The following is an 873-nucleotide window of genomic DNA, read 5'->3' on the forward strand; positions in this document are numbered from 1 at the left end:
GACCGTGTCTCACGTGGATGCGGGAGGCGGTGCGGCATGATTGGGGGTCGTGTCGTCGGATCTTGCGCTCCGGTTGGTGCCGGATGAGTTGTGGATTGTCGAGCCGTTGATCCCGGATTTCACGCCGCGTCGGCAGGGTGGCGGGACGGCGCCGGTGGATGATCGGGCGGCGTTCACCGCGATCGTGTACGTGTTGACGAGCGGGTGTGCGTGGCGGCATCTGCCGGGTGAGTTCGGGGTGAGCGTGCCGACCGCGCATCGCCGGTTCACCGCCTGGACGGCCGCGGGGCTGTGGCCGCGGTTGCACCATGCCGTGCTGGACGAGCTCGGGGCGCGTGGGCAGGTGGACTGGGCGGCGGCGATCGTGGACGCCGCCGCCGTCCGCGCGAAAAGGGGGGCACGCTGACCGGCCCCAATCCGGTCGATCGCGGCAAGAAGGGCAGCAAACTCCACGTGCTATCCGATGCCGCCGGGCTGCCTTTGGTGGTCGCGGTCTCGGCTGCCAACGTGCACGACAGCCAGGCGTTCAAGCCGCTGCTGATGGCGTTACCGGCGATCCGCTCGCGGCGCGGACCGCGCCGTCGGCGGCCGGTCAAGGTCCGTGCCGACAAGGCCTACAACTCCGCTGAGCATCTGACCTGGCTGCGCAGACGCGGGATCGTGCCACGCATTGCCCGGGCCGGCGTCGAGTCCAGCGAACGGCTGGGCCGCCACCGCTGGAAGATCGAACGGACCTTGGCCTGGCTGTTCGGCTACCGGCGCCTGACCGTCCGCTATGAACGCCACGGCCACATGTTTAACGCCTTTCTCGTCCTTGCAGCCGCCATCACTTGCTACAAGAAACTCGCCAAACTCCCCACGTGAGACATGCTC

Annotated in this window: 1 protein-coding gene; it reads left to right on the plus strand. The window is 68.4% G+C overall.

The annotated features are described in order from the left end of the window. Positions 1 to 40 precede the first annotated feature (40 nt). Positions 41 to 864, plus strand: a protein-coding gene (locus ETD96_RS44150; protein ID WP_420884843.1) for an IS5 family transposase whose coding sequence is annotated in 2 segments (ribosomal slippage) — positions 41 to 389 and positions 389 to 864 — 825 coding nt in all. Because the reading frame shifts where the segments join, the coding sequence is not laid out codon by codon here. Positions 865 to 873: the final 9 nt, after the last annotated feature.

This window comes from Actinomadura geliboluensis (genome assembly GCF_005889745.1).
Classification (GTDB): Bacteria; Actinomycetota; Actinomycetes; order Streptosporangiales; family Streptosporangiaceae; genus Spirillospora; species Spirillospora geliboluensis.